The 12403-nt window shown below is 38.3% G+C and carries 14 protein-coding genes; 11 read left to right on the top strand and 3 right to left on the bottom strand.

What is annotated here, in order from left to right:
• Position 1 precedes the first annotated feature (1 nt).
• Positions 2 to 1147, bottom strand: a complete 1146-nt coding sequence (locus ACEW8U_RS15185; RefSeq protein ID WP_373522900.1) for a methionine aminotransferase — start codon at positions 1145 to 1147, stop codon at positions 2 to 4.
• 722 nt (positions 1148 to 1869) lie between these two features.
• Here ACEW8U_RS15185 and rocF point away from each other — a divergent pair.
• From rocF to ACEW8U_RS15140, 9 genes are all read left to right on the top strand, one after another.
• The gene (rocF, locus tag ACEW8U_RS15180; RefSeq protein ID WP_373522899.1) at positions 1870 to 2820 is read left to right on the top strand and encodes an arginase; all 951 of its coding nucleotides are present in this window, start codon (positions 1870 to 1872) and stop codon (positions 2818 to 2820) included.
• A gap of 149 nt (positions 2821 to 2969) precedes the next feature.
• Positions 2970 to 4760: an arginine--tRNA ligase gene (gene argS, locus ACEW8U_RS15175; protein ID WP_373522898.1), complete on the top strand. Its 1791-nt coding sequence runs from the start codon at positions 2970 to 2972 to the stop codon at positions 4758 to 4760.
• A gap of 2 nt (positions 4761 to 4762) precedes the next feature.
• A complete protein-coding gene (locus ACEW8U_RS15170) occupies positions 4763 to 5350 on the top strand; it encodes a glutathione peroxidase (RefSeq protein WP_373522897.1) in 588 nt (195 codons plus the stop codon).
• A 76-nt stretch (positions 5351 to 5426) separates the two neighbouring features.
• On the top strand, positions 5427 to 6338 hold the full coding sequence (locus tag ACEW8U_RS15165) for a 1,4-dihydroxy-2-naphthoate polyprenyltransferase (protein ID WP_373522896.1): 912 nt from the start codon (positions 5427 to 5429) through the stop codon (positions 6336 to 6338).
• Between the two features lie 71 nt (positions 6339 to 6409).
• Complete coding sequence (locus tag ACEW8U_RS15160) at positions 6410 to 7261, top strand: universal stress protein (protein WP_373522895.1); 852 nt, start codon at positions 6410 to 6412, stop codon at positions 7259 to 7261.
• On the top strand, positions 7261 to 7617 hold the full coding sequence (locus tag ACEW8U_RS15155) for a translation initiation factor (RefSeq protein ID WP_373522894.1): 357 nt from the start codon (positions 7261 to 7263) through the stop codon (positions 7615 to 7617). The genes ACEW8U_RS15160 and ACEW8U_RS15155 overlap by 1 nt, the downstream gene beginning before the upstream one ends.
• Positions 7618 to 7726: 109 nt before the next feature.
• Positions 7727 to 8440 carry an SGNH/GDSL hydrolase family protein gene (locus ACEW8U_RS15150; RefSeq protein WP_373522893.1) on the top strand — a complete coding sequence of 238 codons (714 nt, stop codon included), beginning with the start codon at positions 7727 to 7729 and terminating at the stop codon, positions 8438 to 8440.
• 156 nt (positions 8441 to 8596) lie between these two features.
• Positions 8597 to 9028 carry a VOC family protein gene (locus tag ACEW8U_RS15145; RefSeq protein WP_373522892.1) on the top strand — a complete coding sequence of 144 codons (432 nt, stop codon included), beginning with the start codon at positions 8597 to 8599 and terminating at the stop codon, positions 9026 to 9028.
• Positions 9015 to 9578 (top strand): hypothetical protein, encoded by a 564-nt coding sequence (locus tag ACEW8U_RS15140; protein WP_373522891.1) that lies wholly within the window; start codon positions 9015 to 9017, stop codon positions 9576 to 9578. The genes ACEW8U_RS15145 and ACEW8U_RS15140 overlap by 14 nt, the downstream gene beginning before the upstream one ends.
• A 22-nt stretch (positions 9579 to 9600) precedes the next feature.
• On the opposite strand, the gene ACEW8U_RS15135 is transcribed toward ACEW8U_RS15140, so the two are convergent.
• On the bottom strand, positions 9601 to 10563 hold the full coding sequence (locus ACEW8U_RS15135) for a calcium/sodium antiporter (RefSeq protein ID WP_373522890.1): 963 nt from the start codon (positions 10561 to 10563) through the stop codon (positions 9601 to 9603).
• 140 nt (positions 10564 to 10703) lie between these two features.
• Here ACEW8U_RS15135 and ACEW8U_RS15130 point away from each other — a divergent pair, with 140 nt between their 5' ends.
• Positions 10704 to 11057 carry a hypothetical protein gene (locus ACEW8U_RS15130; protein WP_373522889.1) on the top strand — a complete coding sequence of 118 codons (354 nt, stop codon included), beginning with the start codon at positions 10704 to 10706 and terminating at the stop codon, positions 11055 to 11057.
• 119 nt (positions 11058 to 11176) lie between these two features.
• Positions 11177 to 11722, top strand: coding sequence for a hypothetical protein (locus ACEW8U_RS15125; protein ID WP_373522888.1), 546 nt, complete (start codon positions 11177 to 11179; stop codon positions 11720 to 11722).
• Between the two features lie 119 nt (positions 11723 to 11841).
• Here the strand turns inward: ACEW8U_RS15125 and ACEW8U_RS15120 are convergent, their stop codons facing one another.
• The gene (locus ACEW8U_RS15120) at positions 11842 to 12375 is read right to left on the bottom strand and encodes a GNAT family N-acetyltransferase (RefSeq protein WP_373522887.1); all 534 of its coding nucleotides are present in this window, start codon (positions 12373 to 12375) and stop codon (positions 11842 to 11844) included.
• Positions 12376 to 12403 lie beyond the last annotated feature (28 nt).

The raw sequence follows: 12403 nt of genomic DNA, 5'->3' as shown, positions 1-12403 counted from the left end.
ATCAGAATATAGGTCTGCTTAACAATTCAAGGGCCTGTAGGAGTACCTCTTCACTTTTTGCAAAACAGAACCTGAGCAATTTGTGGTCTTTTTGATCATGATAAAAAACCGATACAGGAATACTCGCCACACCAATTTCTTTGGTCATTCTGATTGCAAGGTCATAATCAGATTCATTTGATAGATGTCCGTAAGAAACCAACTGAAAAAAACTGCCTTGTGCCGGTGTGAATTTAAATGGTGTATTTTTTAGCCCCTTACAAAAAAAGTCCCTCTTTTTTTGATAAAAATCATTCAGATAAATATATCGGGAGGGCTCAGCCATATATTCTGCCAAAGCATACTGCATTGGGGTACAGCTACTAAAAGTTAGAAACTGATGGATTTTTCTGAATTCGGTAGTCAAATCTTTTGGAGCAAGACAATACCCCAATTTCCAACCTGTGATATGAAATGTCTTACCAAAAGAACAGCACACAAAAGTCCTTTCCCTGAGCAATGGGTGCGTCATTAATGAAAGATGTTTTTTCCCGTCAAAGGTGATATGCTCATACACCTCATCACTGACCACGTAAATTTCCCTGTCTTTGATCAGGTCTGCCAAAGTATTCAGATCTTCCTGTGTCCAGACATAGCCACAGGGGTTATGTGGCGTATTGACCATAATCAGCCTTGTTTTGTCGGTAATGGCAGCTTTTACCTTTTCCCAGTCAACTGAAAAATCCGGTAAATTTAGAGAGACATATACCGGAACACCCCCATTCAACACCACAGCAGGGGCATAACTGTCATAAGCAGGTTCCAAAAGAATTACTTCATCTCCATTTCTGACTACAGCAGTCACCGCCGCATAAAGTGCTTCAGTAGCTCCCGAAACTACAGTTATTTCCTCTTCCGCATTTAATTGGATTCCATGTACGATATTGGTTTTTTCTACCAACCGGTTTTTTAAATCTTCCACCCCACTCATCGGGGCATATTGATTGTGCCCAGTGTCCATGTACTCACTGACCAGATCTTTCAGAAATGGATAACAGTCAAAACCGGGAAAACCCTGGGAAAGATTGATGGCACCGTGGTCGGCCGCCATTTTGGACATCACTGTGAATATGGTGGTGCCTATTTGTGGTAATTTGGACTCAAGCATTACTAAATTATTTCAACCCGGTGGTTTGTCTTACGATCAAATAAAAATACAACCAAACTTACCAAGATTATTCCCAAACCAAAAAGACTTTCTTTTCAATGGTTGAAAAAGATTTTTATGGTTGTTTGGATGTAAGATGTTGCCATTGTGTGTGTGTGTCCACTCACCTTATTATTACTGAATAACCCTTTTCCACTCCCATTGTGAGTATCTCCACAAATACTTATGATATTGGATAATTCTAAACTTCTTGACTCTTCTTTCCCCAATAATCATTGAAACTTTAGCATTTGGGCGCTAAACCCCTTTTTCATCATTCATTATTCGATGTTCAATATTCGAAATTCAACTTTTTTGAGATTCATCACTTCGCACAAGACTCTTTAAAAAAATCTAGACCAGTTTTGCTCCGTTCTGAATGACGGGCCAACCCTACCTCGCTCTCGCTACTTGTTCTTGGCTCTTATTTCTTGGCTCTCGCTTCTCACATCTCGCTTCTCACATCTCGCTTCTCACATCTCGCCTCTCACATCTCGCCTCTCGCTTCTCGCATCTCGGTTCTCGCATCTCGGTTCTCGCTTCTTGGTTCTTGCTTCTTGGTTCTCAATCTCATCCTTCCTCCCTCATCCTTCATCCTTCATAACCCTTGGTTCTCCCCTTCCAAATCCTTACTTTTGCGGCACCAAAAAGCAAAATACAATAAACCCTATCTATATAATTTTATGAGAGATATTAAGCTAGTAGAAGTCCGGTCTGAAATCGCAGCAGGCACTAGAGGGGCAAGTTTGGGTATTGATGCCCTGAAAATTGCAAGTCTTGACAAGACTTCTGACTTTTTCAGTCAATTTGAACCTGTCCATGTTCAGGATGCCAACAATTTCCTTTTTAGGGCCAATAAATTCCCCAATGCCAAATATATCGACGGGGTTTACCATGTACTGAAAAATGTGTACAGCAGCATTGAATCGCTAAGGTTGGATAAAAGATTTCCCATTGTCCTGGCAGGAGACCATTCCACAGCAGCAGGTACAATCATGGGAATCAAAGCAGCCCATCCTGATAAGCGTCTTGGTGTTATTTGGATCGATGCACATGCTGATCTTCATACTCCTTACACCACCCCATCAGGAAACATGCACGGAATGCCATTAGCGATGTGCCTTCAGATCGACAACAAGGAATGTCAGGTAAATGAACCTTCTGAGGATACAGTTCAGTTTTGGGAAAAAATAAAGAAAATAGGAGGAGAATTCCCCAAGTTAAAGCCTGAAGATATCGTATTCATATCAGTAAGGGATACAGAAGAACCTGAAAACCATATTATCAAAAAATACAACATCAAAAACTTCCCTGTTGCCGATGTGAGATCCAAAGGGATTAAAACCATCGCCTTAGAAACATTGGACATCCTTAAAAACTGTGATCAAATATATATCTCTTTTGATGTGGATAGTTTGGATTCTTCCATTTCGGTCGGTACGGGGACTCCAGTTCCTGATGGATTGACAGTTGAAGAAGCTTTAAAGCTTAATGAGGAACTGATCAAAGACAAAAGAGTCTGCTGTTGGGAAATCGTGGAAGTTAACCCTACCTTGGATAGCGAAAATCTGATGGCAGAAAATGCCTTTGACATCCTTGAAGCCACCACAAAATCATTGGTGGACAATTTCTGAGGTGAAAATTTTAAATAATGACATTAGCGATATGAAGGGCTTAAGGTAGAGCAATTTTCTAAATCCCATCATAGTTTGGACTTCCCCTAAAAGTCTCCCCAACCACGGAAGTGTCTCATGTCTCACATCTAATATCTCATATCTATTACATGAATTTAGAACAAAAAATATCTACTACAATCCAACAAGCTTTCAAGGAGCTATTTGACCATCAATTAAGAGATGATCAAATATCCCTTCAACCAACCAATAAGGAATTTGAAGGGACATTTACATTTGTGGTTTTCCCCTTTTTAAAAGTCACTAAACTTAACCCTGAAGTCAGCGGTACCAAAATCGGTGAATACCTGACTGCGTATGCTGATGTGGTCAAGGGTTTTAATGTCGTCAAAGGTTTTCTTAACATTTCGGTCAAAGAAACTTCATGGCTGGATATTTTTACACAATTATCCAAAAATCCACATTTGGGAAGACTTCCAAAAAACGGGCAAAAAGTAATGGTGGAATACAGTTCCCCCAACACCAACAAGCCCCTTCATCTTGGACATCTCAGAAACAACTTTTTGGGATATTCGGTAGCGGAAATCCTTAAAGCAAATGGATACGAAGTCATCAAAGCCAATCTCGTGAATGACCGTGGTATCCATATTTGTAAATCCATGGTTGCATACCAACACTATGGAGATGGTGAAACTCCTGATTCAAGCGGTTTGAAAGGAGATCATTTGGCTGGGAAATACTATGTTATTTTTGACAAAGAGTATAAAAAACAAATCGCTGACTTGATTAAAGGCGGTTCGACAGAGGAAGAAGCAAAGAAAACGGCATCGTTGATAATTGAAGCCCAGGAAATGTTGAGACTCTGGGAAGCTGGGGATAGACAAGTTGTTGACCTTTGGAAAACCATGAACAATTGGGTGTATGAGGGATTCGAAGCTACATACAAAAAAATGGGCGTTGATTTCGATCAGTTTTATTATGAATCAGACACCTATTTATTGGGAAAAGACATAGTGGAAGAGGGACTTCGGAAAGGGGTATTCTTCAAAAAAGAAAACGGATCTGTTTGGGTTGACCTTAGTGAAGAAGGACTTGATGAAAAACTGGTTCTAAGGGCGGATGGCACCTCAGTGTATATCACCCAAGACATGGGAACCTGCGAACTCAAATACCGGGATTTCAAATTTGACAAATCCGTATATGTCGTAGGCAATGAACAGGATTATCATTTTGATGTCCTTTTCAAAATCATGCGGAAGCTTGGAAGATCTTATGGCGACGGACTGTACCATCTTTCTTATGGCATGGTGGATCTTCCGTCAGGAAAAATGAAATCGAGGGAAGGTACCGTAGTGGATGCGGATGACCTAATGAACGAGATGGTTGCCACTGCAGAATCCCACACCAAAGAATTGGGCAAAATAGATGGATTCTCTGAAGATGAAGCCGCAGAATTGTACGAAACACTGGGAATGGGAGCTTTGAAATATTTCCTCCTCAAGGTGGACCCTAAAAAAAGAATGTTGTTCAATCCCCAGGAATCCATAGAATTTCAGGGAAACACAGGACCGTTTATCCAATATTCCCATGCAAGAATATCGTCTATATTGAGAAAAGCAGATCAGATAGGAGTGGATTATTTAAATCAGGGATTTGAGGGATTAGAAAAACTTGAAGATGCAGAAAGAGACCTGATCGTGGTATTGAATGACTTCGAGAAAAAAATCAGACAGGCAGGAGAAGAATTTTCCCCTTCTCAAGTAGCTCAATATCTCTTTGATATCGCAAAAGAATATAACAGGTTCTATGCCGAATTGTCTATCTTTAATGAATCGAATCCTAAAGTCCAATCCTTTAGAATTGCACTTTCAGCCATGACTGCCAAAACAATCAAAGCAGGCATGATGTTATTAGGAATAAATGTCCCAGAAAGAATGTAATTATGAAAAAAATCCTATTCCTAATCGCCATCATCGCATTTGCATGCACCTCCACCATTCAAAAAGAAAAATCTGACAACAGTCAAATCACATCATTGGATCAATTACTTATGGAAAAATCAGTATATGATTTCAAAATGAAAGACATCAACGGAGAATTGGTTGACTTCTCCAAGTTCAAAGGTCAAAAATTATTATTGGTTAATGTCGCTTCCAAATGTGGTTATACCCCACAATATGCTGATTTGCAAAAGCTTCATGAAGCACATGGGGACCAAGTGACCATTATCGGCTTTCCTGCCAATAATTTTGGCGGTCAGGAACCAGGCACCAATGAAGAAATCAAGCAGTTTTGTTCTGAAAATTTTGGAGTTACCTTTCAAATGATGGACAAAGTTTCTGTAAAAGGTGTAGACAAAGATCCTTTATACAGATGGCTTTCCGATAAAAACATGAACGGTTGGAATGATAAAGAACCATCATGGAACTTTTGTAAGTATTTTATCAATGAGGAAGGAGAATTGGTGAAGTTTTTCCCATCATCAGTCAAACCAATGGACGACGAGATTATAAAATTAATTCAAGCTTGAAAAGTTGTTTGTCCCAATTAGACCTGTTTCCTTTTAGGAGACAGGTCTTTTTATTATCATTGCCAAAAAACAAACCGTGGAGATTACCTTATCCAGCAAAAAAGAGGCATGGCTACATGCCATCAGATTGAGAACCCTTCCTTTGGCTTTATCAAGTATTTTGGCAGGTTCATTCCTTGCTGCCCACTATCAGGTCTTTCGGTTGGAAGTATTCATCTTTGCTTCATTGACCACTATATTCCTACAAATCCTTTCAAACCTTGCCAATGATTACGGTGACAGCGTGCATGGTGCTGACAGTAAAGATAGAGAAGGGCCTATAAGGGCTGTGCAGTCCGGAATCCTCAGTCTTTCTGAGATGAAAAAAGCAATCTTTCTTTTTACAGCTTTTTCCCTTATCTCAGGTTTGATCTTACTTTACATCTCCCTTCCGGACTTAAAACTATTCATTCTGTTTTTAACTCTTGGAATCGCTGCGATAGTAGCGGCCATTACCTATACATCAGGAAAAAAACCTTACGGTTATGCAGGATTGGGCGATATTTCTGTATTTGTTTTTTTTGGATTATTGGGAGTTTCTGGCACTTTCTTCCTTCATGGACTTTCTTTTGATTCAAAAATATTATTTCCTGCTATCTCTTTGGGATTATTCAGCACCACCGTATTGAACATTAATAATATCAGAGACATTACTTCTGACACCAACGCCGGTAAGAAATCAATCCCGGTAAGAATCGGAAGAGAAAATGCTATACTTTATAACTGGGTACTAATCATTGGAGGAAACTTATTTTTATTGTTTTTTGCTTTTCTGGATCAAAGTTGGTGGAGCCTGCTGGCCTTAATCGTACTTCCATTTATGTTGAATGTGGGCAAAGCAGTTAGTACAAAAACAAGTTCAAAAGAATTGGATCCTTATTTGAAAAAAATGGCGGTTTCGACATTACTTTGGGTATTGGCTTTTGGGGCTGGATTAATATTTTTCTGATAAAATTGGAAAGCTTTAGATGTGATTGATGTATTTTTTGTATTTTCCTGAATCAATAAACACCCTTAGACATGAAAACAATTCTCGTACCCTATGATTTTTCCAAAGAAGCGGATTATGCATTTGAATTTGCCAGTGAAATGGCAAAAAGGACCAAAAATCTCTTAAAGCTTTTCCATGTAATAGAACTCCCTACACCACAGAGTTTTAGCAGTATGGGAGAGGCCGGAGCCTTCAGCAATGAATCCAACCAAATTTTCATGATTGAATTGGTTGAGAAAAGAAAAAATCAAATGGCTGAATTTGAGGCCAAATATAAAAATCAAGGTTTTTCTTTTGAGACTAAATTGGTGTTTGGGAATCCTTTTGCTGGAATTTCAAAGGAAATAGTAGATGCAAAAGCAGATATCGTCATCATGGGAAGCAAAGGATCTTCAGGACTGGAAGAGGTTTTAATCGGTAGTAACACTGAAAAGGTCGTGAGAAACGCAACCTGTCCGGTACTGACCATCAAAAGTAAGATATCTCCCAATGATATCCATAAAGTGGTTTTTGCCAGTGATTTCAATGAAGTTCCTAGTGATGTCATCAACAGACTCAAAACTACCATCAGCACCATTAATGCTGAACTTCATTTGGTGAAGATCAATACCCCAAGCATTTTTGAAAACACCAGAACATCCATTCAGAAAATACAATCCTTTGTTGATGATTTTGAAATCGATGCTGCTTCAATGGAGGTGTACAATAGTTCATCGGAAGAAGATGGGATTTTGGAATATGCAGAAGACATCAATGCTGATATGATCGCCATGGCAACTCATGGCAGAACAGGCTTTTTGCATCTTTTGAGCGGTAGTATTGCTGAGGACGTGGTCAATGCCGCCAAAAGGCCTGTATGGACCATGAAAGCAAAAAAATAATGTCAAAAAACAAGAATAACGATTGGAAGAAAAGGGATGGGGTTGTGTATTCAACTCGTGGTGATTTTAATTATGATTTTGGGGCTAATTCCGAAGCAAACACCCTTCCGGTTCAACAGCAAAACTTAAAAGTTATGTTGGATAAAAAATCAAGGGGTGGCAAACAAGTAACCTTGGTTGATGGCTTTGTTGGTAAGGAAGATGACCTCAAAGAACTTGGGAAACTTCTAAAAAGTAAATGTGGTGTTGGAGGGAGTGCAAAAGAAGGAGAAATACTTATTCAAGGAGACCATCGGGATAAAGTTTTGCAGATCCTACTTCAGGAAGGATATAAAGCAAAAAAATCCGGAGGCTAAAATCTAATAATTCCCGCTTTTCTTTATTTCCTACTTTAATCAATCATCAAAACACCAAGCTCAAAAAAAAGCTTGGTATTCTTTCTTTAAACCCCTAACCAGCAAGGATATGTTCAATCGAATACTGTACTTTTTTGAGTTGGTTCTATTGCTTCCCTTTTTCCCATTTTTCTATTTTAAAGGCAAAAAACTTAGGGAGACCATTATCAAATTAAAACCTCAAAGTGAATATTTGGTATTGGGTCATAATAAATACAGCAGAAATATATTGATCATTGGAGAATCTACCGCAGCAGGCGTTGGAGCAAGTACACAAGACAACACATTTGCCGCACAAATATATTATCAAAGTGGCCATGCTTTCAATATCCATAACCTTGGGAAAAATGGACTTAAAGCGGAAAAACTAAAGAGACTATTGGCACACGCTAAACAGGAAATTCCAGAAAAGATTGAATTTGCAATTATTCTGATCGGGGCCAACGACTGTTTCAAATTTACTCCGCCTGCAAGATTCAGTCATCAACTGAAGGATTTTATTCAATTATTGCAAAACAAAAAATCAGTTCAAAGGATAATTATTCCATCCATCGCTCCTGTTCAACATTTCCCTTCTATTCCGGGAATTATTCGCTTTTTTTTAGGAGTGCACAGGAGTATTCTCACTAGGGAATTGAGGTCTTTGGGAAAAAGTTATCCTGCTATGGATTTTAATAACTTCAAATTTGAATTGTCCTCCGATCTTTTGGCTTCAGACGGCATACATCCATCAGACAAAGGTTATGAATTGATGGCAAAAGAAACACTCTTGTCGATACAATAATAACAGATGACCCGCAGGGGGCCACCTGTATGTCCAAAAAATTAACCACAAACTAAACAGTAAACAGTATTTTAATTCGAGATAGATAATAATAGTTTTTATTACATTGATATACGAAAACTATACTTTAACTGGATTGAGAAGAATTAGAAAAAAATGAAACAATTCATTTCAAGAATTTCCTTGGTGGTCAGAGATTATGATGAGGCCATTGAATTTTATACCCAAAAACTACAGTTTGGACTTTTGGAAGACACACCAATGTCTGAAACCAAAAGATGGGTAAGAATAGTCCCTCCGGGACATCAGGAAGGCAACTGTGAAATCTTGTTGGCAAAAGCAGTTGGGGAAGAACAGGAAAAAACAGTAGGAAATCAAAGCGGGGGTCGGGTATTTTTATTCTTATATACTGATAATTTTGATAGAGACTACCAAAACCTTCTTGACCAAAAGATCAGGATTTTCAGAGAAAAAAGTGTAGAGGCCTTTGGGAAAGTTGCGGTTTTCAAAGATTTGTATGGAAATCTTTGGGACCTTATTGAGCCTGCCAAATCCGAGAATAAAGAAGAAAATAATGAAATTGGCTAGAACCATTTCCATCATTGGCCACCCGCTTCTTTTGGGATCCATATATGTGGTTCTAATGAGTTTTCACAACCTGCCCAAACATACGGCGATGGCTGTTTCTGTTTCAGTTATCTTGCTGATTACGATCCCTATTGTTTTTAATAATTGGAGAAAAACAAAAAAAGGAACTTATACCAATTTTGATGTTTCAGATCAACAACAGCGAAAAGGGTTTTATCCCTTTGTTATTACTTTATTTGCCATTTTGATTTTGGTATTCTGGGTTTTTGACTTTCCAAAAGCGGTGATTTCAAAGTCTTTATTATTTTTTGCAATGGTCTTGCTGATGGCATTGATCAACCTTTGGCTAAAAGCTTCCATGCATGCCGGGATTGCATTTTATATCGCTGTATCGGTTTTCAGCATTGGTTTCTGGCAGGGAATGTTTTTAGTGGGTTTGGCTTTGCTGATTTCCTGGTCCAGATTGGAAATGAAAAGACACAGTGAATTTGAGCTAATTGTAGGCGGTTTATTGGGAATTGTTTTTGGATGGTTGAGTCTGATTGTATGAATGACTAATTCAAAAATTAAAATCAGGTGAAGACCAACAGCACCAAATAGCCAATATATAAGGCAAGAAGAAGACCTCCCTCCCATCTTTCAAGTGCTCTTCCTTTGCCTGTAAAAATAAACAGGAACAATAACAGACCTGCCAAGATATTGGCAATTATATCAAGATTACTGGCCTGATTTACCTGTACCGGGCTAATGATAGATGAAAGGCCCAAAATCAAAAAGGTGTTGAAGATATTGGAACCCACCACGTTGCCGATAGCTATATCCACTTTCTTCTTTCTCACTGCTGCCACAGAAGTGGCCAACTCCGGCAGGGAAGTGCCAATAGAAACTATGGTCAGGCCAATCAACCTTTCTGACATTCCAAATATCTTGGCTATTTCAACGGCGTTGTCCACTATCAATTTTCCTCCGATTATCAATCCTGCCAATCCTACCATAATCCAGAGGATTGACTTTGTCGTGGTATAACCCAATGGGATTTCAACCGTTTCTTCCGTCTCTTGGGAGCTTTTTGAAACCGTAATGTTGTAGACCAAAAAAACCGCAAAAAACAAGATCAATACCAAACCTTCAGACCTAGATATCAAATTGACCACCTGATAATCCAAAAGGATGTCATTGGCCAATATCCAAATCAACACGGCTGCCAACAAACTTAAAGGTATTTCTATCCAAGTCGTATTCGATTTGACCGTAAGTGGATAAATCAGGGCCGAAATCCCCAATATACCAAGCACATTGAAAATATTACTTCCCAAAACATTGCCCATGACCATTTCGGATGAACCACTGACTGCGGCAAAAATATTGACCACCAACTCCGGGGCAGAAGTTCCAAAAGCTACAATCGTCAAGCCAATGACAATATTGGGAATACCAAAATTTGCGGCTAAAGCCGATGCCGCATCCACCAGTTTTTCGGCACCAAAAACCAAAAGCACAAATCCTAAAATGAGTAAAATGATGGAGATTATCATATGTTGGTAGCTATTGAAGCAAAGTTCGACTTTGTTGGAAACATTTAATCATTTTTTTGAAAATAAATTAATAATTGGATCACATTTTGATCAAAATTAAAATGATATTTGTAACCCATTAACAAATCTTTAAAATCTTGATGAAAGGCCTTTCAAACTACTTATCCTTATTGCTGATTTTGATCATTGGATCAAACAGTATATTGAGTGGCTTTTCAGGTCATGGGGATAAACAGTTGCTGTCTTTTGAGCAGGACATTCTCAGCGATTCTCAGATTGATGGAGATTTCAATTTTTTCGTAAAAACCTCATCTGAAAAAATCGTCATCCCTTCCATTAAAGTTAAGAGTTTGGGAGATGCTGGTTTGTTCCTAATTCCAATTGAACACTCCGGAATTTTGGAGCGTAAAATGCTTCGATTGGATTGGTTCAAAATGGATGTGAAATTTTTCGATGTTCAAAAGCTCCTTTACCCATTCCACTTTTTCCTGTAAATGTAATTTGAAAAAATAGCAAAAGGTCCAATTTCACCTTTGAGCTGATTTATGGATTACCGATAAACTTCGGTTATCCCAAATTCTTCCTTTTACATTCACGAATTAACTATTACATCATGTTAGACATTGATCCTGCGTCATTGGGTATATCCCTGATCGCATTATTGGCTTTTATCTGGCCACTATATTATTATAGCAGAAAACAAAAACTCAAACTGAAATCCCAACAAGAGTTTCTTGACAAAATCCGACAGGCATCCCAGCTTCACTTTGATCATGAGGACCATTGGAGGGGATTATATGGAATGGGTCTCGATATCAAAAACAAAAAGCTCATCTATGTTTTCCATGGAACTCCATCAGAAACAAAGATCATAGACCTCCAAAAGGCACATAAAATCTCTTTTCAAAAAACGGAACATGAAATAAGCAATGGAAAAGAAAAGAGACAGATTCTAGATCATTTGGCAATTCAAATAGACTGTGTAGACAAATCCCATGTGTTGGAATTCTACAATTGCGATAGATTTTCGGATCTTGATGGAGAATGGCCATTAGCCAAAAAATGGGAAAATATCCTAAAACCTTTGGTCAAAGAAAACAAAATTGAAATTTATAGATTAGATACCTTGAAAGGAAGTGCAGTTTCCTTGATCAGTTGAAATTAAAGAACACTGATGACGCTGATTAGACTGATTTACGCTGACCAAAAATCTGTGTGAATCGGCTAAATCAGTGTCATCTGCGTTCCATAAAACTGAAATTCAACATAAGTTGGTAATCAAACATTTGATACAACTTCATTCAATTCCAATTTGTAAAGATTCAAATTATCCTTACTGTCAGGAAACTTGACTACACCACTGTATTTCATCCCTATTTTTTCCAAAAGTTTGATTGATGTTGCATTTTCAGGCATTGTTATGGCCAATAAAGTTTTGATTCTCAAATGTTCTCTTGCATATACAACCACTGCATTGGCTGCTTCATAGGCATACCCTTTCCCCATAAATTCCGGTAAAAAAGCAAATCCCAGATCAGGATGTTCCAGGCTGTCCCTCTTTAGAAGCCCGCACATCCCAATGGGTTCACCCGTCTCTAGTAACCCCACTAGATAAAGACCAAATCCATATTTTTCATAACTGAGCAATGGCCCGTTTTGAAGATACAATTTTGCATCCTTTTCTGTTTTTACTCCCCTATCTCCAATGTATTTGAGCCATCCGGGGCTGTTCAGCAGTTGCACAATGAAGAGGCTTTCATCGAAGGTCAACTTTCTTAATATTAGTCTCTTTGTTTTTAAAATATTTTTCATTCTATTGCCATAAACTAGTTAAAATACT

Source organism: Aquiflexum sp. (assembly GCF_041751335.1).
Taxonomy (GTDB): Bacteria; Bacteroidota; Bacteroidia; order Cytophagales; family Cyclobacteriaceae; genus Aquiflexum.
The sequence above is the reverse complement of the archived record's forward strand: the minus strand, read 5'-3'. Positions and strand labels throughout refer to the sequence as shown.